Source organism: Pontibacillus sp. HN14 (assembly GCF_021129245.1).
In the GTDB taxonomy this organism is placed as follows: domain Bacteria; phylum Bacillota; class Bacilli; order Bacillales; family BH030062; genus Pontibacillus.
Genome location: NZ_JAJOLR010000005.1, coordinates 201177 through 226340, shown reverse-complemented (window position 1 = coordinate 226340; position 25164 = coordinate 201177). Strand labels below are relative to the sequence as shown.

At 41.4% G+C, this 25164-nt stretch carries 19 protein-coding genes, 1 other RNA gene and 1 other annotated feature; of the genes, 14 read left to right on the top strand and 6 right to left on the bottom strand.

Annotated features, from left to right (window positions below):
* The first annotated feature begins 3 nt into the window (after nt 1-3).
* From secG to rnr, 3 genes are all read left to right on the top strand, one after another.
* The gene (gene secG / locus LQ226_RS16060; RefSeq protein WP_231418972.1) at nt 4-240 is read left to right on the top strand and encodes a preprotein translocase subunit SecG; all 237 of its coding nucleotides are present in this window, start codon (nt 4-6) and stop codon (nt 238-240) included.
* Between the two features lie 867 nt (nt 241-1107).
* Nucleotides 1108-1857, top strand: coding sequence for an alpha/beta hydrolase (locus LQ226_RS16055; RefSeq protein WP_231419054.1), 750 nt, complete (start codon nt 1108-1110; stop codon nt 1855-1857).
* Between the two features lie 47 nt (nt 1858-1904).
* Complete coding sequence (gene rnr / locus LQ226_RS16050) at nt 1905-4250, top strand: ribonuclease R (RefSeq protein WP_231419053.1); 2346 nt, start codon at nt 1905-1907, stop codon at nt 4248-4250.
* Nucleotides 4251-4270: 20 nt separating this feature from the next.
* Here the strand turns inward: rnr and LQ226_RS16045 are convergent, their stop codons facing one another.
* Entirely contained in the window at nt 4271-5152 is an 882-nt protein-coding gene (locus tag LQ226_RS16045; protein ID WP_231418971.1) for a GNAT family N-acetyltransferase, read from the bottom strand.
* A gap of 158 nt (nt 5153-5310) precedes the next feature.
* Between LQ226_RS16045 and smpB the strand changes: the two genes are divergently transcribed.
* The 4 genes from smpB (at nt 5311) to ileS (ending at nt 10616) form a co-directional block, all read left to right on the top strand.
* Complete coding sequence (gene smpB / locus LQ226_RS16040) at nt 5311-5775, top strand: SsrA-binding protein SmpB (RefSeq protein ID WP_231418970.1); 465 nt, start codon at nt 5311-5313, stop codon at nt 5773-5775.
* Between the two features lie 135 nt (nt 5776-5910).
* Nucleotides 5911-6269, top strand: a transfer-messenger RNA (tmRNA) gene (gene ssrA / locus LQ226_RS16035).
* 322 nt (nt 6270-6591) lie between these two features.
* A complete protein-coding gene (locus tag LQ226_RS16030; protein ID WP_231418969.1) occupies nt 6592-7164 on the top strand; it encodes a DUF4256 domain-containing protein in 573 nt (190 codons plus the stop codon).
* Nucleotides 7165-7239: 75 nt separating this feature from the next.
* Nucleotides 7240-7458 (top strand) — a binding site (T-box leader).
* Between the two features lie 68 nt (nt 7459-7526).
* Nucleotides 7527-10616 carry an isoleucine--tRNA ligase gene (ileS, locus tag LQ226_RS16025; RefSeq protein ID WP_231418968.1) on the top strand — a complete coding sequence of 1030 codons (3090 nt, stop codon included), beginning with the start codon at nt 7527-7529 and terminating at the stop codon, nt 10614-10616.
* 54 nt (nt 10617-10670) lie between these two features.
* Here the strand turns inward: ileS and LQ226_RS16020 are convergent, their stop codons facing one another.
* From LQ226_RS16020 to LQ226_RS16010, 3 genes are all read right to left on the bottom strand, one after another.
* Nucleotides 10671-12296 carry an FAD-dependent monooxygenase gene (locus LQ226_RS16020; RefSeq protein ID WP_231418967.1) on the bottom strand — a complete coding sequence of 542 codons (1626 nt, stop codon included), beginning with the start codon at nt 12294-12296 and terminating at the stop codon, nt 10671-10673.
* 163 nt (nt 12297-12459) lie between these two features.
* Entirely contained in the window at nt 12460-13407 is a 948-nt protein-coding gene (locus LQ226_RS16015; protein ID WP_231418966.1) for a selenium metabolism-associated LysR family transcriptional regulator, read from the bottom strand.
* A gap of 37 nt (nt 13408-13444) precedes the next feature.
* A complete protein-coding gene (locus LQ226_RS16010) occupies nt 13445-14419 on the bottom strand; it encodes a YeiH family protein (protein ID WP_231419052.1) in 975 nt (324 codons plus the stop codon).
* A 315-nt stretch (nt 14420-14734) separates the two neighbouring features.
* Here LQ226_RS16010 and LQ226_RS16005 point away from each other — a divergent pair, with 315 nt between their 5' ends.
* From LQ226_RS16005 to LQ226_RS15995, 3 genes are read left to right on the top strand one after another with little or no spacing between them, the layout of a single operon-like run.
* Nucleotides 14735-15685: a hydroxyacid dehydrogenase gene (locus LQ226_RS16005; RefSeq protein ID WP_231418965.1), complete on the top strand. Its 951-nt coding sequence runs from the start codon at nt 14735-14737 to the stop codon at nt 15683-15685.
* Nucleotides 15686-15706: 21 nt separating this feature from the next.
* The gene (locus LQ226_RS16000; protein WP_231418964.1) at nt 15707-16417 is read left to right on the top strand and encodes a FadR/GntR family transcriptional regulator; all 711 of its coding nucleotides are present in this window, start codon (nt 15707-15709) and stop codon (nt 16415-16417) included.
* A 1-nt stretch (nt 16418) separates the two neighbouring features.
* On the top strand, nt 16419-17483 hold the full coding sequence (locus LQ226_RS15995; protein WP_231418963.1) for an Ldh family oxidoreductase: 1065 nt from the start codon (nt 16419-16421) through the stop codon (nt 17481-17483).
* 90 nt (nt 17484-17573) lie between these two features.
* Here the strand turns inward: LQ226_RS15995 and LQ226_RS15990 are convergent, their stop codons facing one another.
* The gene (locus LQ226_RS15990) at nt 17574-18731 is read right to left on the bottom strand and encodes a UxaA family hydrolase (protein ID WP_231418962.1); all 1158 of its coding nucleotides are present in this window, start codon (nt 18729-18731) and stop codon (nt 17574-17576) included.
* Nucleotide 18732: 1 nt separating this feature from the next.
* Nucleotides 18733-19077, bottom strand: coding sequence for a UxaA family hydrolase (locus LQ226_RS15985; protein ID WP_231418961.1), 345 nt, complete (start codon nt 19075-19077; stop codon nt 18733-18735).
* A gap of 416 nt (nt 19078-19493) precedes the next feature.
* Between LQ226_RS15985 and LQ226_RS15980 the strand changes: the two genes are divergently transcribed.
* From LQ226_RS15980 to LQ226_RS15965, 4 genes are all read left to right on the top strand, one after another.
* A complete protein-coding gene (locus LQ226_RS15980; RefSeq protein WP_231418960.1) occupies nt 19494-20456 on the top strand; it encodes a tripartite tricarboxylate transporter substrate binding protein in 963 nt (320 codons plus the stop codon).
* A 24-nt stretch (nt 20457-20480) separates the two neighbouring features.
* Nucleotides 20481-22022: a tripartite tricarboxylate transporter permease gene (locus LQ226_RS15975; protein ID WP_231418959.1), complete on the top strand. Its 1542-nt coding sequence runs from the start codon at nt 20481-20483 to the stop codon at nt 22020-22022.
* The gene (locus tag LQ226_RS15970) at nt 22009-22473 is read left to right on the top strand and encodes a tripartite tricarboxylate transporter TctB family protein (RefSeq protein WP_231418958.1); all 465 of its coding nucleotides are present in this window, start codon (nt 22009-22011) and stop codon (nt 22471-22473) included. Before LQ226_RS15975 ends, LQ226_RS15970 begins: the two co-directional genes overlap by 14 nt.
* Before the next feature lie 155 nt (nt 22474-22628).
* Nucleotides 22629-24782: an MMPL family transporter gene (locus tag LQ226_RS15965; protein ID WP_231418957.1), complete on the top strand. Its 2154-nt coding sequence runs from the start codon at nt 22629-22631 to the stop codon at nt 24780-24782.
* The last annotated feature ends 382 nt before the right edge of the window (nt 24783-25164 follow it).

Below are 25164 nucleotides of genomic sequence, written 5' to 3'. Positions count from 1 at the left end.
CAGATGTACATGGTAACGTTGGTATTACTTGCGATTGATGCACTCGCAATGATCGTGTTAGTTCTTCTTCAATCAGGTAAAAGCGCTGGTCTTTCAGGGGCGATCTCTGGGGGAGCTGAACAATTATTTGGTAAGCAAAAAGCACGCGGTATCGATGCTTTTATGCATAAAGCAACAATTGTAACGGCTGTTCTGTTTTTTGTCCTTACATTTTTACTTGGGTATATTCTTAACCAATAAGCAACGGGCTTCCCGTTGCTTATTTTTTTATGGTTTTGGGAAGATGGACTGTGGAAAGAGGGTGTGCACTGTCTAAAGAGATGGCGGGCTGTAGAAAGAGGGTTTGCACTGTCTGAAGAGCGGACGCACTGTCTAAAGAGAGATCGGTCTGTAGAAAGGCGTGGAGGCAGTGAAGAAAAAGTAGATAGAACTGAAGAAAGAGGGTGCGCACTGTCTAAAGAGAAGGTGGATTGAAGAAAGAGCAGGAGCACTGTTTAAAGAGAGATCGGTCTCTAGAAAGGCGTGGAGGCAGTGAAGAAAAAGTAGATAGAACTGTAGAAAGAGGGTTTGGACTGTCTAAAGAGAGGGCGGACTGAAGAAAGACGGTGCGCACTGTCTAAAGAGAGGGCGCACTGAAGAAAGAGCCCGAGCACTGTCTAAAGCGAAGACGCACTGTAGAAAGGTGTAATTGCAATGAAGAAAAGTGGTTCGCACTGAAGAAAGAGCCCGAGCACTGTCTAAAGGAGAATCGGAATGTAGAAACCACAGTCCGCAGTGAAGAAAAAGCTGCTCTCACTGGAGAAAGAACCACAAGCTTTGTAGAAAGAGTGATCGCAGTGAATAAACAGACACCGGAGTGTCGAATAGATCCAGTCTCACTTCTCAAAGATCGCACCTCACTTAAATGAAATGGAATGGTTTTCACGAAAAAATTTAAGGGAATTGAGTTTTAGGGTTCCTGACATGTGGACTTTGTTTATGCTAAATGATTCATTTCGTGGTACCATGAAATCATTCTCATTCCCACTAACTATTTCCTCTGTTGAATCAGAACAACGGGTAAAACTAAACAGACTACAACATGAGCCAGAAGGAGCTGTCTTTAAGATGCAAATCAAACTACCAGAACCATTCACGTTTGAAGCGGGAAATCGCGCGGTATTATTATTACATGGATTTACGGGTCATTCTGCGGATGTACGCATGCTTGGCCGTTATTTGGAGAAGAAAGGGTATACCACCCATGCACCTATTTATAAAGGTCATGGCCAGCCTCCGGAGGAGTTGGTGAAAACGACTCCTGAAGACTGGTGGAAAAGTGCTAAAGAAGGTTTTGAGCACCTTCGTGACCTGGGATATGAAGAAATTGCAATTGCTGGATTATCTCTCGGTGGAGCCCTCGGTCTTAAACTGACGTATACGAATCAGGTGAAGGGGATTACCACGATGTGTACACCGATGTTCTTTGACAATGAAGAACAACTAACGAAGAGCTTCAAGCAGTTCGTAAGAGAATTTAAACAGTTAGAGAAGAAATCAGAAGAAACAATTGAACAGGAAATGAATGAGTTATTAGATGATTCCACACAAACTTTTAAAGAGTTAGGCAAGTTGATTAAAGAAGTTCACGATGAAGTGGACACGATTTACGCTCCGACATTAGTCATTCAGGCTGAACAAGACGAAGTGATTAACACAGATAGTGCCAACTATATTTATGATCAAGTGGAAACGGATCATAAGGATATTAAATGGTATAAAGAATCTGGACATGCTATTACGCTGGACAAAGAGCGTGATCAACTTCACGAAGATATTTACAACTTCTTAGAATCACTTGATTGGACAGTGGAATAATAGATAACACTATAAGAATAAGGATTCCTAGAAGGACGGTGGATATAGTGAGTGACCAGTTAAAGAAACAGGTACTCGAATACTTCCATGAACATGACTCTAAGCCTCTATCCGTACAGGAGATTGAAGAGTTGGTCGAGCATGGAAGTGCAGAAGATTTTACAACATTAATGAAGGCTTTAAATCAATTAGAAGAAGAAGGAGAGCTTGTACGAACACGTAAGAATCGTTATGGGCTTCCTGAAAAGATGAATTTAGTTCGCGGTAAGATTCAGATGCATGCAAAAGGATTCGCGTTTTTAATACCTGATGAAGATGATAAGGATGATGTGTACATACACCATTCTGATCTTCAATCTGCGATGAATAATGACCGGGTTCTTGTGCGCGTGGATTCAAAAGGTGACGAAGGAAAACGCCCTGAAGGAATTGTGATTCGTATTTTAGAACGAAGCACACAAGAAATCGTGGGTACGTATGATGACAATGGTTATTTCGGATTCGTAATTGCAGATGACAAACGTATTCCGAATGATATCTTTATTCCGAAGACAGCCACAAATGGAGCGGTTGATGGGCATAAGGTTATTGTTCGTTTAACGAAGTATCCAGAAGGTCGAATGAGCGCCGAAGGAGAAGTGATCCAGATTCTTGGCCATAAGAATGACCCAGGGATTGATATCCTGGCGATTATTCATAAACACGGGATTCAGTCAGATTTCCCTCAAGAAGTTCTGGAGCAGGCAACGAATACCCCTGATGAAATTGATCCTTCAGAGATCAAAAATCGCCGTGACTTACGTGATGAACAAATTGTAACGATAGACGGCGCGGATGCGAAAGACTTAGATGACGCGATTTCTTGCCGTAAGCTGGATAACGGTAACTATCACCTTGGTGTTCACATCGCAGACGTAAGTTACTATGTAGAAGAAGGTTCACCGATTGATAAAGAGGCTCGTGACAGAGGGACAAGTACGTACCTTGTGGACCGAGTGATTCCGATGATTCCTCATCGTTTATCAAACGGCATTTGTTCTTTAAACCCACAAGTTGATCGCCTTACCCTTTCTTGTGAGATGGAGATCGACTCAAATGGTGAGGTTGTTAATCACGAGATCTTTCAGAGTGTGATTAAAACGAACGAACGTATGACGTATGCTGATGTAAAAAGCATCTTAGTGGATGACGATGAAGAACTGAAAGAGCGTTATGAAACCCTTGTGCCGATGTTTAAAGATATGGAGAACCTAGCGTCGATCCTACGTAAAAAGCGTATGGAGCGCGGCGCGATTGACTTCGATTTCAAAGAAGCGAAAGTTCTGGTTGATGATGAAGGCACAGCACAAGATGTTATTTTACGTGAGCGTTCTGTAGCTGAACGTTTAATTGAAGAATTTATGCTAGCGGCAAACGAAACGGTTGATGAGCACTTCCACTGGATGGATGTTCCGTTTATTCACCGTGTTCACGAAGAGCCGGATGAATCAAAGCTACAGCATTTCTTTGAGTTTATTACAAACTTCGGTTACTCCGTTAAAGGGGTTTCCAATGATGTTCATCCGAAAGCATTGCAGGAACTACTTGAAGCGGTGAAAGGCACGCATGAAGATATGGTGATCTCTAAACTGATGCTTCGCTCCATGCAGCAAGCTCGTTATGATGAGAACAACCTTGGCCACTTTGGTCTTTCTTCACCATTCTACACTCACTTCACATCACCGATTCGACGCTATCCTGACTTAATTGTACACCGCTTAATTCGCACGTACATTATTGAAGGAAAGCTCGATCAGCAGACGAGAAAGCATTGGAAGGAAGAAATTCCGGAAATCGCTCGTCATTCATCTGATCGTGAGCGTCGTTCCGTAGATGCAGAACGGGAAACGGATGATCTTAAGAAAGCAGAGTTCATGCAAGATAAGATTGGTCAGGAATTTGAAGGTGTTGTAAGTTCTGTAACTGGGTTTGGGTTATTTGTTGAATTGCCAAATACCGTAGAAGGACTTGTGCACGTTAGTTATCTGACGGATGATTATTATCATTTTGATGAACGCTCTTATGCAATGATCGGAGAGAAAACCGGTAAGGTCTTCCGAATTGGTGATGAAGTAACCGTTCGTGTTGAGAAAGTAGACCTTGAAGAACGGGTCGTTGACTTTGAACTGGTTGGTATGGCTCCGCCAGAAAAGAATCGATCTTCAAGACCCGATCGTCCGAAAGTTATTCATGCAAAACGTAAAGACAAACCGAACGGTCCTAAAAAGGATAAGCGCCAGGGTGAAGGTCGTGGCCAAAAAGATCAGAAGGGCTCAAAAGGGAAGAAAGGCAGTAAGCCATTCTACCAGAATAAAGGGGTCCCTAAAGGTAAGAAAAAAGGCAAGAAAAAATAACAAAAAGACAGGTAACTGCTCTATTGGCAGTTACCTGTCTTATGTTCATGAAGCTTAAACCCATATAAGAGCCAAGGGTCTTGTGTTTCAAAAGCATCGATTGAAAACGTATCTGCAGCTTCTTTCGAAACATCTATCCAAGCTCCGTAAATCTCTTCGTGTTTTGACCATTCATGAAGAATCGTTTCAAAGAGTCCTGGTTGCTGGAAGTGATCATTCCAGAAATACTTTGTATTAAGGTAGAGGTTTCCTTTTTGATCTATTTTACAGAAAAGGAAACGGGTTTGATCTTCATTTACGTAAAACGTGCCATCTTGAAGGTATTCATCTGTTAACAATGAATCATCAAATGGCAGAGGATAATAGGCTTCGTAAGGGAATGCCCCTAGCGCATTCTCTTTTAATGATTGAAGAAATTGTCGCTTTTCTTGAACGGACTCAATCGTGTCCCATACCTTCCCCTTAGTCCCTTTTACGAGTGAAGGATCTTTAAGGATGAAAGGGTGAAGAGTCGTGATGTGGGGCAGATCAAGTTTCGTTAAGGCCTTCCGCGCAGAGAAGTTATGGAGCTGAGTATTGGCGCTGATAAATTCAATTGAAGGAATCGTTCTCAGCTCTTCAATTATCGCCCGTAGAATTTCGGTTCCGTATCCTTTGCCCCGATATCGGATGTCGGTTCGTAAGCGTCCGAGCATGGCAAATTTATTAGAAAAGATCGTGTAACCTGATATGGCAATCATTTGATCCTGATCAAAAAGTCCATACATAACGTTATTTTCACGTTCAAGGAGGTTATGGAAGATGCGTACAACATAGTCATCTTCCATGCCAGTCTGCATGTTTTGTAGAGCGTTATAGTCGTCTGCTGTTAACTTTCGAAGCGTTACTAATTCTGTTTCCATAGGGTCACCCACTTCCGATGTTCATTTTTCCCAATTTAAATAGTCGCACAATGACAACTTATTTGTCTATTAGAAAGTCTGATGCGCCCATTATAATTGGAATTGAGGCCATTTTTTGATACAATATTGTTTACGCAAAATGAGGAGGATATACGCTTATGCCTAAAGGTAAAGGAAATGCAATCGCACAAAATAAAAAAGCCAGTCATGATTTCTTTATAGAGGATACATTCGAAGCCGGCATTGTTCTGAAAGGGACGGAGATTAAGTCTATTCGAGCTGGCAGAGTGAATATGAAAGACAGCTTCGCACGTGTGAATAAGGGGGAAGTGTTCCTTCATAATATGCATATCTCTCCTTATGAACAGGGAAATCAGTTTAACCACGAACCTACAAGAATGCGGAAGCTTCTTCTTCATCGTAAAGAGATCAACCGCTTAATTGGTGAAACACAACAGCAAGGGTATTCCTTAGTTCCATTAAAAATGTATATAAAAAATGGAGTTGCAAAAGTTTTGCTTGGTCTTGGTAAGGGTAAGAAGAAATATGATAAGCGTGAAGACTTGAAACGTAAACAAGCAAAACGCGATATTGACCGCGCGATAAAAAATAGCGGATATTAACTTACAAAAGATACCAATTCATATCCGTTGCTAAAATCGCATTTTATGTTATACTAAGTATTGTCGTTGAAACGATACGGCATATAAATGGTGAGCCATTCAGAGCTCATCTTCCGTTAAAGGAACCATTTACATGGGGACGTTACGGATTCGACAGGGATAGGTCGTGCTCTAGTAGCGGGCCGATTGGCGACTCGTAAAGCGCCATGCCAATAATAACTGGCAAAGAAAACAATTTCTCTCTAGCAGCTGCATAAGCTGATCTAGAGGATCCTTCCTGCCATCGCCCATGTGGTAGATTGAAGGGTCTCAAACTTAAGTGGGCTACGCGTTCATTCGCCACCTTAGGATGAACGAAGAGACCAATAAGGTTAGCTGCAAGGAAGCCTGTCAGTAGGTCGAATTGTTAGCGAAATATAATATGCTGACTACGCTCGTAGAAGCTATTGTAACGATATCTCTGGACGTGGGTTCGACTCCCACCGTCTCCACCAATACATAATTGGTGGTTTTTTTATGTCTTATAATTTGGTTATGTCGTTTATTGGAATGAAATTCTTCGCAATCGAATAAATGTTAAGGTCCAGCACAAGTTTTCCATTTAGGAAGCTTGTGCTTTTTTGTGTTTGTAAGAACATCTCTTTTACTACCAATAAGGGATTTATCGAAAAGGGGAACGATCAATTTAGGGACAGTCCTCTTCCCGGAAAGCGCGCAAAGGTGAAAGTCTCAATATATTCCTTTAAAATGGAGGTAGGAAAAAAATCGGGATTTTATACTTATATCCTATAGGTATCTTCCAAAGGGAGGCTAAACATGACGAACGTCAGCGATAAGGGAACATTATCAACAGAACAAAGAGAGCAACTACTCGGTGTATTGCAAGAACGCTTCGAAAAGAATATGAACCGCCATAGTGAACTGAGCTGGAGTGAAGTTCAAGCAAAACTTGAAGCTCATCATGACAAGTTATGGGTGATCCATGAGATGGAGAGGACGGGCGGTGAACCAGATGTTGTCGGCTATGATCATGACCAACAAGTGTACGTTTTCTTTGATTGTTCACTGGAGAGTCCTAAGGGTCGAAGAAGTGTTTGTTATGATCGTCAAGCATTGGAATCGAGAAAGAAACATAAGCCTGAAACCAGTGCGATGGAATTGGCAGCTTCTATAGGGATTGAAATTTTAGACGAAGAACAATATCGGGCCTTACAGGAGCTTGGAGATTTTGACAAGAAGACTTCAAGCTGGATTAGAACACCTGATGATATAAGAGACCGCGGTGGCGCGTTATTTTGTGATTTTCGTTATGGGCATGTGTTCGTTTACCATAACGGAGCTGAGTCTTATTATGCTTCTAGGGGCTTCAGGGGAGTAGTAAAGGTTTAAGCTTAAATAGAGTCTATTTTAAAACGAAACATTGACACCATGGTCATTCTTCTATAAGATACTAACATAATAAGGATACATTCATGGAAGAGAAGAGTAGGCTGTTGATTTCGTCTTTAGAGAGTCACTGGGTGGTGGAAAGTGATGACGAATAATAGTTGAAGATCATCTCTGAGAAATTCTGCTGAAACGTAAGAGTAGGCAGAATCGGTTACAAGCCGTTATGTTGAAACAAAGTGTCACGCTTTTTTGGCGTGAAATTTGGGTGGTACCACGGATAGATCCGTCCCTGTTTATGACAGGGGCGGATTTTTTTGTTTAGGTAAAAAATCAGGTAGTCATAAATTGAAAGAGGTGTAGATATGCGGAGTGTAAACACGAAGGAAGTGGCAGTTGAGCGCGAGAATCGCGTGAAGCATTATTGGAACACAAAAAATGTGTTCAGACGATCTATGGAAGAACGAGCTGGCGCTGAGACGTTTGTCTTTTATGAAGGGCCGCCTACTGCGAATGGATTGCCTCATGCGGGACACGTTCTAGGTCGTGTGATTAAGGACTTTGTGGGACGCTATAAAACGATGCAGGGCTATCAGGTTCTCCGTAAAGGGGGATGGGACACACATGGACTTCCAGTTGAACTCGAAGTGGAGAAGCAGCTTGGGATCTCAGGTAAACAAGAGATCGAAGAATATGGTGTAGAGAAATTTATTGAGAAATGTAAGGAAAGTGTCTTCAACTATGAGAAAGAGTGGCGGGAGTTTACAGAATCCATTGGGTACTGGCTCGATATGGATGATCCGTATGTCACGCTACAGGACCGTTATATTGAGAGCGTTTGGTACATTTTGAGTGACCTTCATAAGCGGAACTTGCTTTCGAAGGGCCATAGGGTGACTCCGTATTGTCCGAGTTGCCAAACTACGTTAAGTTCTCACGAAGTGGCTCAAGGGTATGAAGATGTGAAAGATTTATCTGCTACCGCTAAGTTCAAAATAAAAGGAACTGATCATGAATTCTTCCTTGGATGGACTACCACTCCTTGGACATTACCAGCCAATGTAGCTTTAGCCGTCTCTAAAGATTTGGATTATGTAAAAGTCCGAAGCGGAGAAGAAATTTATATTGTGGCAGAAGCGCTAGCTGAGAAACATTTTGGTGAAGATTATGAAGTAGTTTCTACCCATAAAGGTAGCGAATTTAATGGAATGGAATACATAGCTCCTTTCCCATTCGTGAAACCTGAGCGTGGTCATTTTGTAGTGGAAGCTGATTTCGTTAATGCCGAAAGCGGAACGGGAATTGTTCACATCGCTCCTGCTTATGGTGAAGATGACTATAATCTCGTTAAAGAACATAACCTTTCGTTCTTTAATGTTGTAGATGGTCAGGGGCGTTATACCTCCGATATTCCTCCATTCGAAGGACGTTTTGTGAAAGATTGTGATGTTGATATTGTGAAATACCTGGCTGGAGAAGGGCTTCTTTTCCATAAGGAGAAATATGAGCACAGCTATCCTCATTGTTGGCGTTGTGATTCTCCGTTGCTGTACTACGCAATCGAGAGTTGGTTCATTAAAACAACGGAATTGAAAGATAAATTCCTAGAGAACAATCAAACGGTTGAGTGGTACCCAAATCACATTAAGGATGGACGATTTGGTAATTTCCTTGAGAATATGGTGGACTGGAATATTGGACGTAACCGTTTCTGGGGAACTCCTCTCCCGATTTGGATGTGTCAAGACTGTGATCATCAGTATGCTCCAAGCAGTAAGAAAGATCTGCAGGATAAAGCCATTGGTGATATTGGGGATGTTGAGCTTCATAAACCTTATGTCGACCGTGTAGAGGTGAAATGTGAGAAGTGTGAGGGAACGATGAAGCGTGTTCCTGAAGTGATTGATGTGTGGTTTGATTCAGGTTCCATGCCATTTGCTCAGCAACATTATCCATTTGAAAATGAGGAGCAATTTGAGAAACAATTCCCGGCAGATGTGATTTGTGAAGGAATTGACCAGACGCGTGGATGGTTCTATAGTCTTCTTGCTGTATCAACGTTGTTTACAGGAAGGGCTCCGTATAAGCGTGTTCTCTCAACTGGTCATATCTTGGATGAAGAGGGACGTAAAATGTCCAAGAGTAAAGGTAACGCACTGAATCCTACTGACGTCGTCCATAAGTTTGGAGCTGACTCGTTTAGGTGGGCATTACTTGCAGATAGTGCGCCATGGAATAACAAACGTTTCTCAGAACGAGTTGTGCTTGAGGCAAAGTCTAAGGTTATTGACACCCTAGTTAACATCCATGGGTTCTACACGCTTTATGCGACGATCGATCACTACACCTATGATAAGAATGATCAAGGAGAGGCTACTCTTTTAGATCACTGGGTGCTTTCAAGGTTACAAACGGTCACGAAGGCTGTTGAGGAAGCTCTTGAGGACTATGACTTTACGAAAGCAGCTAAGCAATTGGAGAAGTATGTGGATGAAGTAAGTAACTGGTATATCCGTCGTTCCAGAGATCGTTTCTGGGAAGAAGGGATGTCAGAATCTAAAAAGGCAGCTTACCATACGCTTCATAAAGTACTGAGCCAGTTAAGTCAGTTAATGGCGCCGTTTATACCATTCTTGGCTGAGGATATTTATGAGAACCTAACGGGTGAGAGTGTTCACTTATCCGATTTCCCTGAAGTGGATACGGCCTTACGTAACCCTAAGCTTGAAGAGGATATGGCCTCTGTTCTTCAGGTCGTTGAACTGGCAAGGGGAGTTCGGAACACGGAAGCCATTAAGACGAAACAACCTTTAGCTGAACTTGTGGTGATTCCTGTTAATCCAGACCAGGGAGAAGCTTTAGACAAATACAGTGATATCATTCGTGACGAGATTAATGTGAAAGAAGTTGTCATTAAACAATCGTCTATGGAATTTGTTCGTTATGAAGTGAAGTTGAACTTCCGTCAAGCAGGTCCTGTACTAGGGAAAAACGTCGGAAGCGTGAAGAAATACCTCGAATCCCTTACGGATGAACAAGCAGCTAAGGTCGTTGAAGACGGTAAAGTCCTTGTGCCTGTAGGTGAGGAAGAGGTTGAGGTACCTATTGACCTTCTTAACGTTGAGCGCGTAGCTGATGCAGGACTTTCTATGGCATCTAATCAAGATTTCCACGTCTTATTAGATACGGCAATCACTGAAGAGCTTCGACTTGAAGGACTTGCTCGAGAAGTCATTCGCGCGATTCAGGATGAGCGGAAGCAACTTGATCTTCCTATTGAGCTGCGAGTGAATCTTTCTCTTAATGGGGACGAAGATGTGCAGAAAGCCATTAAGGAAAACGAAGAGTTAATTCGTGAAAATGTACTTGTAAAGAACTTAACGCTTGGAGAAGTTGATGAGATGAAAGAGGTTACTCTTGGAGATCATCAGCTTAAACTGGCACTAGAGAAGTAATACGGTTTCCATAATAAAGACCCTCTCCTTTTGTTAGGAGAGGGTCTTTTCCATTTAACTGAAAAAACGCTTCATCTTAGCCAAAGTATTCCCTGATGAAGTGCTGGTTTCATGGAAAGCAACGTGGCCATCTGGACGGATGAAAAGCGTATGACCTTTGCGCATGCCTACGTGCTTTTGGAGATCATGATGAACATCATAAATAATAGGAAGTTCATGGTCAGGATTTGATGAAACCGTCCCTCCCCTTGCTACTAGATAAACGGTGACTAGATCTTGATACGTTTCTTTGACCTTTGAAGCGAAGTCATAGGCATAATCAATAACGGCTTCGTCTTGCGCGTCGTCAATGTAGATTAGGCACAGATGACCATGTCTTCGTATGAAAGGATACAATCGTTCATCTGTTGTTCCATCAAAGAAGAGTAAATAGTCCGGGACCCGGTCCCCAGCTTGCAGGGCCTTTTTAGAAAGAGAAGGGTCTCTTAAGGAACGATTTTGCGTAGTTTTATCATAATCGTTATAAACATGAGACATGTGATTCGCTACTCTTTGTTGGACCCAGTTTTGGGTTAACGCCCATTTTCCGGCCCAATTTCGAATCTTGCCTATCGTTCCTTCTAATAAGACAACTCTAAGCATAGCGGACGTTTCCCACAGAACATCCTTTCCTATAGGATACCGTTCGTGATGATAACTATTTAAAAAGGAGTCATGGGCATGCCCCTCAAGGACTGCTCTAATTTTCCAACCCAAATTTACCGCGTCCTGAAGGCCTAGGTTCATTCCTTGCCCTCCGATAGGGTTGTGGATATGAGCGGCATCTCCAACAAAGAAGATTCTTTCCTTTCGATAAGTAGTGACTTGTCTATGAGCTGTCCCGAAATAGGTGAGCCATTTTGGATTTTCGACTTGTAGCGGTTCAGGTAAGATCGTGTCCAGGCTCTCTTGGAGGTCATGTAATGAAAGGTGGTCTTGCCGGGGCTCACCCTGTTTGGAGCGGTCCAGTCCTACCACCCTGTAACTACCGTCTTTATAGGGAAAGAAAGCAGCTGCGCCCCTGTCATTTAAGAATACATTTATATAGATATCGTTAAAGGCAGGAACATCTACATCCCCGAGGAAGAAGGTGAAGCCGTCGTCTTGTCCTTCGAACTCAACATCGAGCACTTCACGAACTTTACTATGTGCCCCGTCGCAAGCCATGAGGTACTTTGCGTGGTATTCGCGAGTTTCTCCATTATGTTCTGCTTTCACATAAACGCCATCTGAATGTTGGGTGACTTCAATGACCTCATGTTCTCTCTTAATTGACTTCCCTGACCGGTTTAGGTGCTTTTCCAGAATTTCTTCGGTTTCACTTTGAGGGATAATCAGAATGTAAGGGTAGCGGCTTTGTATATGATAGAGTTCTTCCACGGAGGGAGTTGTATCTCCAAGATGTAGCTTCGTCCCAGGGCCAGGGTACCCTCGTTCTAAGAAAGGTTTGTGGACGTTTAATAGTTCGAACATTTCAAGTGTGCGAGCTTGGATACCTAAAGCTTTTGAAAGAGTTGAAGGCTCAGACCTTTTCTCTAAACAGATCCAATCCACGCCTTCTTTCTCTAACGCGTTTGCTGCCATTAGTCCCGCTGGTCCAGCTCCGATGATCAGAACATCTGTATGCGTAATAGAAGTCATGAAAGTTTCTCCTTTCGTGAGAAGGTTATATAGTATAGTCTACCCGTTTGACAGAAGAAAAGTTACATACAATGGGCTCTGAAAAAGGAAGAGCTTTTAGATATCCAAAATAAAATCCTCAACCCTATCGCAGGATGAGGATTTTATTAACTGCTCAATAGGACTAATTCAAAGCATTTTTCGATCGTTTGGCTTCAGGAGGGCGATGTGTCACAAACTCCAAAAACGCTTCAGCTGCTAATGTAAAATGATGTTTCTTGTAAATAGCGTACAAGGAGCGTTTCAGATTAAGTTCTGGGAGATATAGTTGTTCAAGTGTACCAAGTCTTAGTTCTTTCTCAACAGCTGCTTTTGAAATAATGGATATCCCCATGCCGGATTCGACCGCAGATTTAATGGATTCTGTTGATTCGAGTTCCATCACAACTTGTAGTTTTGAGGGATTAAGTTGGTTCTGGCGTAGCGATTCTTCTATAACTTGCCTTGTCCCAGACCCCACCTCTCTTGAAATAAAAGGGAGGGAGAACAGCTCATTCGTTGAAAGAGAAGAACCAGAATAATAATTGGGTTTTGAAATGACGATTAATTCATCGCTTTGAAAAGCCTTTTGCAGAAATTCAGGATAAGCAATCATTGATTCGATGAAACCGATGTGCAATTCCCCGCCATTTAATTTGTCTATGATTTGCTCTGAATTATAGATCTTAAGGGTTATGTTAATTTGAGGATAGGCTTGTTGAAAGGCCCCAAACATGTAGGGGAGGATATGCTCACCAATAGTTAAACTAGCTCCTATAACCAGATTTCCATGTACGCTTCCTGAAAGGTGCTGAATGTCCCGTTTGATGTCATTCACTTGATTTAAGATGCTCTCAGCGGATTTGAATAACAACTCTCCCGCCGGAGTTAAGTAGACTTGTTTGGTCGTCCGCTTGAATAATTCGGTTTCAAGAGAATCCTCTAATTGGCGCACATGCAAACTTACGCTAGGTTGTGACATATGAAGGCTTTTTGCCGTTTCAGAAAAGTTCTTTTTTAAAGCGGCGGTGTAAAAAACTTTTAAATGCGAAAAATTCAATAAGACCCTCCCCCTTCTAGAACCTGTTTCCATAACCATTCGCTCTTACCTTAAAAAAACCTCCTTAAAATTACAAAGTGAAATAAGTAAGGATGGATAAGAGGACAGAAGTTATGAGCATAGCTATCAAAGGGCGTAAAGCTCTCGTTCTAATAGATTTGAAACTTACATTAAGTCCTAAACCAACCATGGCCATTGTCAAAATAAAAGTAGTAGCGTTGCCGATGAATGCAATCACTTTTTCACTAAGAGTGATATATTCTCCTACAATAAAGCTCCCAAACAAACTCATTCCAATAAAACCGATTAAAAACCACGGGAAGGGAACGTTTGAGTCTTCGCTAGATTGACTTGAACCCTTTTTCTTCATCCAAAACATTAGTAAGAAGCATAAAGGGACAAGAAGAAAAACTCTCCCTAGTTTAGATAATAAGGCCATAGCTAATCCTTCTTCACCGGCAGGAGCTCCTGCCAATGCAACGTGGGCGATTTCATGAAGACTGATCCCTGCCCATACCCCGTAGTCTGTCATGCTGATAGGCAACAAGGGGCGGACGAGTGTGTAAAGAATAGCGAAGATCGTTCCTGCAAGGGCGATCATCCCAACTCCAATCGCAGTATCTTCCTCTTTGGATTTTATAATGGGCGAAACAGCAGCAATGGCAGCTGCTCCACAAACCCCTGTACCTACTCCTAATAATAAAGCGACAGTCATGTCTGCTTTTATCCATTTCGCAATAAGCAAGGTAAGTGCAATGGCAAATACAATGGTAGCTGTTCCTCTTAACAATAAAGGCAAGCCTTCGCTCATGATGACGCCAATATTCAACTTTAATCCGTATAAAATGATTGCTAGCCTTAGGAGTTTCTTAGCTGAAAATTCAATCCCAACTCGTAAATGTTCGGGGTAATCCCATATTTGCCTACATGCTATAGCTATAAGAATTGAGCAAGCGAGGGGGCCAACAAGAGAGAACCCTCGTAGTTCGGATAAACCATAACCCAGGACGGCGATAAAGAACGTAAACAGAACCCCTCCAAGCATTGATGTTGAAAATAAGCCTTTTTTAGGTAGTGCATGAACGGCCGTAGTCTTTTGTGTGGCGTGTTCCATTAATGAGTTCCTCCTTATAATATTTTAAGCGCTTACAATTACATTAGCATAGAATTTAGCTGTCACTTATACAGATTCTATATGTCACTTATAGAGGAGAATGATAACCGTACACTCAAATACACCCGTTTGATCAGGTGACAAAGAAACAAAATCAGAAACTATTGAATAATTAGAAAATTAATGGTTTAATAAGTGTAATTGGTTGGGTCACTAAACCATTATGAATATAAGAGGGGGATGGGTATGAGGGTTTTAGTTAGTGAAGTAATTTGGCAGGAGGGAATAGATGAATTAAAGGACCAGGGGTTTGAGGTTGTGTACGATGAGGAGCTTTGGACTGATCGGGAACGCTTGGTAAGGTCTGTTAAAGAATTTGATGGTTTAATTGTTCGAAACCAAACGAAAGTAGATGAAGAATTACTTCAGTCAGGAGAGAAGTTGAAGGTAATCGGAAGACTGGGAGTCGGGCTTGATAATATAAATATAAAAGCAGCGAAAGAAAAGGGCATAGATGTGGTATTCGCTAAAAACGCCAATGCAACATCAGTGGCCGAATATGTGATGAGTGCAATACTTAGTTCTAACCGATCCCTTTTTACAGCCTCGCAGGATGTTTTAAAAGGTACATGGGATAGAAGAAGGCATACAGGTGGAGAAATATATGAGAAAACAATAGGGCTGATCGGTCTTGGTGAAATAGCCCACCGTGTGGCTAAAAGGGCGAAAGTATTTGGTATGGATGTAGTGGGGTATGACCCTTTCATTACAGAGTATGAACATATTGTTGCCGAGACCGGAGTCAATGTTAAGAATTCCTTAGAAGAAGTTCTTGCTATTTCTGATTTTGTTTCTATTCATGTTCCATTAAATCCGTCGACTACCTATCTTTTAAATTCAAAAACCCTAAAAGAAATGAAACCGAATGCTTTCCTTATTAATACGTCAAGGGGTGGTATAGTCGATGAAGAAGCTTTAGCAAAAGCCTTACGGGAAAAGCATATCGGAGGGGCTTTTTTGGATGTGCTTGAAAAAGAGCCCATTGATTCAGAGCATCCTTTATTGTTACAGCCAGATGCCATCATTACCCCGCATATTGCAGGCCTCACGAATGAATCACAAGTTAGGACATCAGTGTTAGTTGCTAAAGAAGTATCTAAAATATTAAAGGGTAGTCCTTCCTTGTGTGTCGTATAATTTAAATAGGGAGAGATACACATGGAACCAGTGGAGTTTAAGAGAAAAGGAATTTCCGAACAAGTAGCAGACCATATAAAAAAAAGGATTATGAATAAAGAATATCAACCTGGCGATAAAATTCCAGGGGAGAGAGAAATGGCTACCCAATTAGAAGTAAGTAGAAATACAGTACGGGAAGCGTATAAGATATTAGAAGCTTATGGATACTTGGTCATTAAACACGGTACAGGAATATTTATTGCAGCAGAAGACGAACAAATTAGAAAGATGACTTCTTTTTTCTTTGTGTCAGAAGACCATATAAAAGACTTGTTTGCTATTCGCAATATTTTAGAAATCAATGCGGTCGAATGGGCTGTTAACCGTGCTAGTGAAGAGCAAATGAGTCAACTGGAGAGAATAGTAGAAAGGGCGGAATCAGTTATAACGGAAGAGACAGACTATGATGAGCTGTCTAATCTTGATCATGAATTTCATTTAAATTTAGCTACTATTTCAGATAATATCGTTTTGGTAAGGGTCATGCACAACTTAATAGATCTGTTGCATGAGACTCGTTTTCAGTCGAATAAGATTGAAGGCCGCGCCCGTAAGTCAGTTAAAGAGCATCGGGAAATCGTTCAAGCGATGAAAGATAAGGATCCATCAAAGGCTCGGGACAAGATGAAATACCATTTAGAAAGTGTGGAGAACTCAATTACAAGTCATTTAACCGAAGAGGAGAGGTAAGATGCGAATATTTTCTTCTGAAAGGCTTCACATGTTCTCGAGACAAGTATTATCAGAACTTGGCGTAAGAGAAGATCACGGCGATGTCGTAGCTGAGGCACTCGTTCGAGCAAATTTAGAGGGCGTGGATAGTCATGGTGTTAGTCGCTTGTCTGTTTATTGTAAACGTCTCAAGGATGGACGGATTAAAGCTTCACCATCCATAAGAGCTGATCAGAGCGGTGCTTCTGTCTTGATGGTGGACGGTGACAATGGACTTGGTCATGTGGTGAGTTATGAAGGGCTTCACAGAGGAATGGAGATGGCGAAAGAAACTGGGCTAGCCGGTGTTGCTATTAAAAATAGTAACCATTTCGGAACGGCCTCCTTCTATTGCCAGAAAGCAATTGAAGAGGGGCTAGCAGCCATTGCCTTTACAAATTCTCCTCCTGGGATTGCACCTTGGGGAGGTAGGGCCGCTTTTTTTGGGACAAATCCAATTGGTTTTGGATTTCCGACAGGGAATGAATCCCCTATTGTGATCGATTTATCTACTAGTGTGGTAGCTCGAGGGAAGATTATCTTGGCAAACAAGGAGCATGAGGAAATTCCTGAGGGATGGGCGGTTAATGAGTTGGGTGAGAATACCACGGACCCTGCAGAAGCGCTAAAAGGAGCGGTCTTACCCCTCGGTGGAGCTAAGGGGTCTGCTTTGGCTCTTGCTGTTGAAGTTTTAACGGGTGTTCTTTCCGGAGCAGCCTTTGGACCGAACGTAAACAGTATGTATAATAACTCAAATGAGCAACCCTCTAATATCGGACACTTCTTTATCTTGATGGACATAGAAAAATTTATGACTCTTGAAACATTTGAAGAAACGATTAATGAATTGCTTCTAGAAATGAAAGCTACACCGAAGGCCCCGGGGGTAGAGGATATTCGATACCCTGGAGAAAGAAGGAGAAAAGAGTACTTAAAAAGGTCTCTGGAAGGAATCCCCTTATCTGAGGATGTAATCGAAGAGTTAACGAGTCTTGGAAAGGAATTTGGGGTTTCTTTTCCGGATGAACTTAAGTGTATTCAATAAAAGGAGCATTAGCTCCTTTTTTAGTTTCGTATATGCCAACAGAAAAAAGCTGCCTTCTCTTATGGGAGAAGACAGCTTTTTTCTGTGTTTTTAAGCACTTCTGTATAATTTCGTCATAACAAATTCACGATGACCGAGCGCTTCAGCACTTGTGAGTCGGCCGTTTACAGTACGATAAAGATAGTCCATTAGGCTATCACCTGCGTCGGTTAAAGACAGCTCTCTAGTTAATAGTCCTTTAACGTCGACGTCAATATGTTCACTCATAGTCCCCGCTGTATAAGGGTTGGCTGTTACTTTAATGACCGGCTCAATGGGATTCCCAATAATATTCCCTTGTCCAGTTGGGAAGAAATGAACGACTGCACCAGCTGCAGCCATAAGGGTGATACACTCCGCAGCGGCTGAAGATGTATCCATAAAGTAAAGGCCAGCCCCATTAGATGGCGCTTCTGCAGGGTCTAAGACGCCAACTACTTCTTTTGTACCGGTTTTGGCAATGTTCCCAAGCGCTTTTTCCTCGATGGTTGATAGACCACCAGCAATATTCCCTTGAGTGGGTTGAGAACCAAGAAGGTCAACACCTTTTGATTCAATTTCTCCCACATAGTCATTGTAAACCGCCATAAATTTCTCTTTAAGTTCAGGAGTTGCCATGCGATCTGCTATTAAATGCTCTCCACCTGTTAACTCTGATGTCTCTCCGAAGAATACGGTCGCTCCTGCGTCCACAAGTCGATCAACGGCTTGGGATACAGTTGGGCATGATCCCATCCCTGTTGTTGTATCAGATTCACCACATTTAATACTTACCGTTAAATCACTTAGCTCGATTGGTTCACGTTGCAATTCGGATGCCCACTGCACGTATTCTTTCGCTTTCCAAGAAGCGTTCTTCACCGTTTCGAGATCGCCATTTCCTTCGATAGAGAAGTAAGAAACTGGCTTCCCTGTCTCAGCTATTCCTTCGGCAATCTTTTTTGACCAATTTTCTTCAATACCAATCACGACAACAGCAGCTACATTCGGATTTGCCCCAACCCCAATCATTGTACGGAAATGAAGATCTAGATCTTCACCGTATTGAAGTCTTCCATATGCGTGCGGAAGGGCTAACGTACCTTTGACATTATTCGCAACGGCTTCGCAAGCTGCGTTTGAGATATCATCCACAGGTAAAAGAATGACATGATTTCTAATTCCGACTTTCCCGTTTTCTCTTCTGTAACCGTATAAGGGTTGATTCATCTTACCACCTCGCCGTTTTCATATTATGAGTGTGTACATAATCGCCTACTTGCCAATCAGTAGTTGTAAGACCGATGGGCACTCCATATTTGACGACTTCTTCTCCAGTAGATAATGGTTGTAGGGCTATTTTGTGCCCTAAAGGGATGGTACCTTTTGAAGTGACTTCTACTGTTGAGTCATCCTCCATGTAAACGCCGATTACTTTTTCCCCTTCTTGGATTTCGTTTGTGGCTACACCTACGTGATCCCCTTTATGGTGGATTAGAAATTTGTGAGTTTGTACATGTTGACTGGATGATTCTTTTTCGCTCGTTGCAACTCCAGAATTATAACTTTTCCCCATGATTTCAGCTCCTTAAAAGTAAGTAAAAGGAAATATCCTTATTGTTGGTTAGGTGACCCAACCAATTTATGATTCAATTAAATTAAACCACCAATACTATGAAAAATCAATAAGTTATCTGATTTTTTTTAAAATTCAACATTTTTAACTAAAGACTGATTTTTTTCTTCATTAATAGTCATTACATTTCCTCATATATATAGTTTTTTAATAACTTGTATTACAAAAATGTATACAGATAATTGTTAGATAATATTGAATAATCTAACAACTAGTGGTTTAATAAACGTTAATGAATGGTTGAGCCACTGAAAAGTAATTTGTAAGCGATTACATCGCACCGCTCATCGTTTGGTCTTGTAGTAAGTATTCAGATGCAATAGTCGAAGGGGATTTAAAAAGGGGAGGTAATATAAATGAAAGTCAACGTACTGAGTTTAATGATGGTTTTAATGGTAACTATTTTGATTACAGGGTGCAGTGCAGGTTCCGCGGTTTCTAAGTATCCATCTAAACAAATTACCTATAGTATTCCTTTCAATCCTGGTGGACAATCAGACATTGAAGCAAGAAGACAACAGCCAATGCTTGAGGAGATATTAGATCAAAAAGTAGTTATTACGTATAAGGATGGGGGCGGAGGTGCTATTGGATGGTCAGAACTAGTCGGGAAGCGTCCAGATGGTTATTTCATAACAGGGATTAACATACCTCATATCGTGTTACAACCTCTAGCAAGGGATAGTGCTGGTTACGAAACTGAGGAAATTAATCCTGTAGCGATTTTCCAAGCCACACCAATCGCGCTCGCCGTTTCAAAAGATAGTAGTATTGAAAGCTTAAGTGACTTTATAGATCAAGCGAAAAAAAATCCTGGAGGGCTAACGGTGGCAGGTTCCGGAACGTATTCGGGGCATCATATCACTCTTATGCAATTGCAGGACTTGGCTGATTTTAAAGCTGAATATGTTCCTTTCAGCGGGGCTGCACCATCCATTCAAGCATTTTTAGGTGGGAATACGGATGCTGTCTTAGTTAATTCAAGTGATTTAGTGAAATACCAAGATGACATGAAAGTGTTAGGGATTGGATCTGAAGGTACATTTGAACCAATGCCAGATATCCCTACATTTAAAGACCTTGGCTATAACATGACTGCTTCGATTGATCGTGGAGTAGCGGTTCCACCAAAGACGGATGAGGAGATCATTAAAAAATTAGAAGATGCATTTCTCGAAATTGCCAATGATGAAAAGGTGAAGAAAGAAATGATTAAAGAAGGATTTATCCCAAAATCCATGGGTGCTGATGAATCTCAAGAGTATATCAATCAAAAAGTAGAAGAAATGAAACCTTTAGTAGAGAAATATAGTGAATAATCATAAGAGAAAGGGGGGGCATGAATGTTCGAATTTCTTCCGCAAATCATAAATGCTTTGCTTCAACCAATTAATATCCTGCTTATGATTGCAGGTGTAGTAGGGGGAATCGTTGTTGGAGCTTTGCCTGGACTAACGACTACGATGGCATTAGCTTTATTGTTACCTTTTACATTCACAATGTCTGCAGAAACAGCGTTAATTACATTAGGGGGATTGTATATAGGGGGGATTTATGGAGGATGTATATCAGCTATCTTAATCAACACGCCAGGTACACCTTCTGCTATAGCAACAACCTTTGATGGGTATCCGTTAACCAAGAAGGGTATGGCGGAAAAAGCCCTCAAAACAGCAGCCATTAGTTCGGGGATCGGCGGGGTGCTTGGTGGTATCGCTTTATTATTTCTGACAGGCCCTCTTGCAACTTTGGCATTACGTTTTGGCCCTCCGGAGTACTTTTGGATCGCTATTTTGGGTCTTACTATGATAGCTACCCTTTCAAGTGGCTCCCTATTAAAAGGCTTAATAGGGGGTGGAATAGGGTTGATGCTTAGTACAATTGGTCTTGCACCAGTTGGAGGAGAGGCACGATATTCATTTGGGTTTGCCCCACTACAAGCAGGTTTGGAACTGATTGTAGTGCTTATCGCCTTTTTTTGTTTGCCTGAAGTAATCGGAATGGTTGAAAAGGCGGTCTCAAAAAAAGCGAGTGAAGGAAATGAAAATCACCAATCTAGTATGAAATCTATGTTTCTATATATTATAAAGCGCCCCATTCTAGTTTTACGTTCTTCTATTATCGGTTTTTTTACTGGGATTATCCCCGGTGCAGGAGGGAATGTAGCAGCTCTCCTTTCTTATGATTCTGCTGTTCGTTTCTCAAAGAACAAAAATGAGTTTGGGAAAGGAAACGTAGATGGGGTAGTGGCTTCTGAATCCTCCAATAATTCAGAAGTTGGCGGATCTCTTGTACCTCTGCTCGCTCTAGGGATTCCCGGAGCTCCCCCTGCGGCTATTATGTTGGGGGCGCTTATGATCCAAGGTATTAGACCTGGGCCTAATCTTTTTGTAGAACACGGAGCTCTTATTTACACTTTTTTAATATCTTTTATCATTGCTAACGTTGTTATGTTATTTTCTGGAATTATTGGAGCGCGCTATATTGGGAAGGTATTAAATTTGCCTACATTTTATCTTGCACCAAGCATTCTGTTTCTAACAATTATTGGAGCATATGCTATACGAAATAACGTACTAGATGTATTTTTTATGCTTGGCTTTGGTATACTCGCTTACTATTTAAAGAAGGTTGGTTTTAACCCTGCTCCAATTGTACTTGGTTTAATTTTGGGGCCTATTGCTGAAGAGGGGCTAGCCCAATCAATCATGATTGGTGGTGCGCAAGGAAACATTTGGGGGATGTTCTTTGGACGTCCGATTTCCTTAATCTTAATCATTATGTGTATAATTTCGTTATTATCTCCTTTATATAGCTATTTTAAAGGAACAAAGGACCAAAATGAATCTGATAGCAGGAAGGAGAGTCGAAATGAGGCGATTTAATAAAGAGACAGTTATAGCCTCTGTACTGGTGTTCATCTTTTCATATGCTTATTATGAAGCAAGGCAGCTAAGTGAAATGAGTGGTATCTTTCCTGAAGTGATAAGTTTGATCTCCTTAATACTAAGTATTTTATACCTTGTTAAGAGTTTCTGGATACCAGTGACAAATCGACCATTTGAAGGGGTGGATAAGGAGAAGATCTATGCAGTCATAGGCGGAATGGTCCTCTACGGGATTGGATTATGGTATGTAGGCTTCCTTATTACCAGCCTGTTTATTGTGACAATGCTAGTCTTTCTATTGCAAGATGAGGGGTCAAAGAAACAAAAGTGGGTAAAGGCAGGGACTAGTTCAACACTTATATGTGGAGGGTTTTATTTGCTCTTTCGCTTTGTGTTTTTGGTACCTTTGCCTAATGGACAAATTTTTTATAATTTATTTGGAATATAATACGAAAAGCACTCATACCTCAAAGGATGAGTGCTTTTTTATATTCACGGTAAGTTAGCTTATTGGAAAACCTTAAGAATTCTCATTAAAGTTTAAAAAGTTTACAATGAAGAAAGGAGCATATTTTATATACGAACGACAAAGGAGCAGATAGTATGAACTCAATTGCCTCTGCCATTGTGAAAGCAAATAAAGGTTTGCTTTTCTTTTGGTTAGCTATTGTTATTGTGTTTGGTTATTTTGCATTAGACCTTCCATCAAAGCTTGAGGGGGATGGCTTCCGTACGGCTGGGGAGTATGAAGAGGTGGAGGAGACGCTGAATGAACAGTTTGGCTTCCCGAAATCTTCTATTCTTCTCTTATTTGAGGAAGAAGGAAGTGCGTTTCAGGAAACAATCCAAGGTGTTCTTGATGAGGCGCAGGATATCCCTGCTATTTCGTCCGTCACTTCTCCATTAAAGGATGAGACCATGATGGAAGAGGATACTGCCTATGCCTCTTTAAATATGGATGAAGATCCTGAAGATATGAAGAAGGTCATTGAAGACGTACGTTCTATTGCAGATGAATACAAGGGTGTTTCTGTTACTGGAGCGCCAGTTATATCTGAAGACATTAATAAAGCGAGTCAGGAAGATTTAAAAACAGCTGAACTAATTGGTCTTCCAGTGGCTTTACTTGTTTTACTTTTGGCGTTTGGTAGTGTAGTAGCTTCCATTGTACCGGTTATCGTAGGTGGTATGACGGTCGTAATAGCATTTGGTGTTCTAACTGTGCTTGGAGATAGTGTGAATTTATCTGTCTTCCTTCTCAATGTTGTGCCCATGATCGGTCTAGCTTTAAGTATAGATTTTGCGTTGTTATTTATTAACCGCTACCGTGAAGAACTACTAGATAACGAGCCTGCTGCCGCTATACGCACAACAATTCTGACAGCAGGACGATCGATTCTCTTCTCAGCGATGTGTGTGTTCATTGGACTTGGTGCGATGATGGTTATCCAGATTGATATCTTTCAAACGATTGCTCTTGGTGGAATGGTCGTTGTGCTGATTGCTGTGTTGACGGCCCTTACGCTGTTGCCCTCCATCTTATTCTTATTAGGGCACCATATAAATAAGTGGAAAGTGATTCGGGTGGATCAGTCTTCTGTAGGGCGTTGGCGTACGTTTGCTCGTTGGGTGATGAAGAGACCAATTCTTATTACACTTGTTGCTTTGGCCATTCTTATCGTAGGGATCGTTCCATTAAAGAATATGAACCTTTCGATCCCGACGATTGAGTCCCTACCTGAAAGCTATGAATCAAGAGCAGCCTATGAAGATATTGAAGATACTTTCCTGTCGCCTGATCAAAGTCAAGTTTATATAGTGGCTGAACGCGACGGGGATTGGCTAAGTCAAGAAGGATTAGAAGACTGGAAGACTCTAGAGGAAGAGGCTAGTGGGGAAGATCTTGTAGATTCTGTAGCTACTTTATTTAAAGTAAGTGAAATAGATTCAAGTGAGGAGTTATATCAAGCTCTTCAACAAGAACAAACAAAAGAGCAGCTTCAGCCTGCTATTGATCGTTTTGTGAAAGGGGATCAACTCTTACTTCCGGTAACAATCGATGCTAAAGCTGATGCTGACAAAGCTCAAGCGTTAATGAGAGATTGGATTGATCAAGATTGGGCGGTCGATGTTAGTATAGGAGGTCAACCGAAGTTCAACCAGGAAATTTATGACGAGATTTACGACAAAGTAGGAATCAGTATTGCGATTATTCTTATCTCTACCTTTACGATATTAATGCTTGCCTTTAAGTCCATTTTGATTCCACTTAAGGCGATTTTAATGAATATTGTCGGGCTGACGTCTACATTTGGAATTCTCGTTCTCCTGTTCCAAAATGGTTTGTTTGGATTAGAGGAAACTGATATTGCGCTCGTCCTGCCTGTCCTTGTCTTTAGTCTTGTGTTTGGATTAAGCATGGATTACGAAGTCTTTCTTATTTCGCGAATTCATGAATTTTACCAAGAGACAAAAGACAATCATCATTCCACAGTGGAAGGGCTCGCTAATACGAGTAAGATTATTACCTCAGCTGCCCTCATTATGATTGTGATCACAGGAGCCTTCGCGTTTACAAACGTAATGCCAGTGAAACAAATCGGTATAGGAATTGCCATAGCCATCTTTATTGATGCGACCATCATCCGGCTACTCCTTGTGCCGAGTCTGATGAAGCTATTGGGTGATTTAAACTGGTGGTTTCCCTTTCAGAAAAAGCAACGGTCGAAGGTAAAAGATAATTCCCATTCAGGGTAAAAAAAGCACAAGTCCTTTAAAGGACTTGTGCTTTTTATGGATTTATTCAGTACTCGAAGAAGAGTGAATGTTTCTGTAGCTTTAGGCTGAGTGCAAGGTGGAGCGGAAACCTGACATATCTGGACTCTAGAAACTGTTTAACCCTTCCTGACAAGGAAATGGGGTAACCCCCGAGCAACCCTCAAGCACTCATCAAGGCCCCGTGGATCGGAAAAAGGAGTGTTTCTGTTTAACGAGGGTATGATAAGAAAGCAAACCTTTTGAAATGAAGAACTTTTATTTCTAAGCATTTAGATTTATCTTTCCGATCGGAGTTGGTACACTAACTAATGCTCTAGAAAGAGATTTGGAAAAAACAAGTCTTTGACATAGAGAATAAAAT

Bases quoted from the DNA above. Each gene is read 5' to 3' on its own strand.
- secG (WP_231418972.1), top strand. From the start codon at position 4: ATGTACATGGTAACGTTGGTATTACTTGCGATTGATGCACTCGCAATG.
- LQ226_RS16055 (WP_231419054.1), top strand. From the start codon at position 1,108: ATGCAAATCAAACTACCAGAACCATTCACGTTTGAAGCGGGAAATCGC.
- LQ226_RS16045 (WP_231418971.1), bottom strand. From the start codon at position 5,152: ATGGAAACAGAATTAGTAACGCTTCGAAAGTTAACAGCAGACGACTAT.
- smpB (WP_231418970.1), top strand. From the start codon at position 5,311: ATGCCTAAAGGTAAAGGAAATGCAATCGCACAAAATAAAAAAGCCAGT.
- LQ226_RS16030 (WP_231418969.1), top strand. From the start codon at position 6,592: ATGACGAACGTCAGCGATAAGGGAACATTATCAACAGAACAAAGAGAG.
- ileS (WP_231418968.1), top strand. From the start codon at position 7,527: ATGCGGAGTGTAAACACGAAGGAAGTGGCAGTTGAGCGCGAGAATCGC.
- LQ226_RS16020 (WP_231418967.1), bottom strand. From the start codon at position 12,296: ATGACTTCTATTACGCATACAGATGTTCTGATCATCGGAGCTGGACCA.
- LQ226_RS16015 (WP_231418966.1), bottom strand. From the start codon at position 13,407: ATGGAAACAGGTTCTAGAAGGGGGAGGGTCTTATTGAATTTTTCGCAT.
- LQ226_RS16010 (WP_231419052.1), bottom strand. From the start codon at position 14,419: ATGCTTGGAGGGGTTCTGTTTACGTTCTTTATCGCCGTCCTGGGTTAT.
- LQ226_RS16005 (WP_231418965.1), top strand. From the start codon at position 14,735: ATGAGGGTTTTAGTTAGTGAAGTAATTTGGCAGGAGGGAATAGATGAA.
- LQ226_RS16000 (WP_231418964.1), top strand. From the start codon at position 15,707: ATGGAACCAGTGGAGTTTAAGAGAAAAGGAATTTCCGAACAAGTAGCA.
- LQ226_RS15995 (WP_231418963.1), top strand. From the start codon at position 16,419: ATGCGAATATTTTCTTCTGAAAGGCTTCACATGTTCTCGAGACAAGTA.
- LQ226_RS15990 (WP_231418962.1), bottom strand. From the start codon at position 18,731: ATGAATCAACCCTTATACGGTTACAGAAGAGAAAACGGGAAAGTCGGA.
- LQ226_RS15985 (WP_231418961.1), bottom strand. From the start codon at position 19,077: ATGGGGAAAAGTTATAATTCTGGAGTTGCAACGAGCGAAAAAGAATCA.
- LQ226_RS15980 (WP_231418960.1), top strand. From the start codon at position 19,494: ATGAAAGTCAACGTACTGAGTTTAATGATGGTTTTAATGGTAACTATT.
- LQ226_RS15975 (WP_231418959.1), top strand. From the start codon at position 20,481: ATGTTCGAATTTCTTCCGCAAATCATAAATGCTTTGCTTCAACCAATT.
- LQ226_RS15970 (WP_231418958.1), top strand. From the start codon at position 22,009: ATGAGGCGATTTAATAAAGAGACAGTTATAGCCTCTGTACTGGTGTTC.
- LQ226_RS15965 (WP_231418957.1), top strand. From the start codon at position 22,629: ATGAACTCAATTGCCTCTGCCATTGTGAAAGCAAATAAAGGTTTGCTT.